Raw genomic sequence first — 228 nt, forward strand, 5'->3', positions numbered from 1 at the left:
AGTATCATCAGGTCGCCTTTGAGAAGGGTGACTCCGGCACTTTCAATTGCCACATCTGTACCCGTTCCCATGGCTATACCCACGTCAGCCGCTGCCAGCGCCGGGGCATCATTCACACCGTCTCCGGCCATCGCAACCACATGGCCAGACTCTTTCAGTCGGGTTATCACTGCTTTTTTGCCATCCGGCAGAATCCCGGCTTCAACCTCATCTATTCCCAGTTTCCGT

General features: G+C 55.3%; 1 protein-coding gene. It reads right to left on the reverse strand.

Features of this window, described 5'->3' with window-relative positions:
* A partial coding sequence (locus QMN38_RS26905) for an HAD family hydrolase (protein ID WP_323606452.1) occupies positions 1–228 on the reverse strand: 228 nt, incomplete at both ends.

The organism is Citrobacter sp. R-1.5.2, assembly GCF_035064245.1.
In the GTDB taxonomy this organism is placed as follows: domain Bacteria; phylum Pseudomonadota; class Gammaproteobacteria; order Enterobacterales; family Enterobacteriaceae; genus Citrobacter.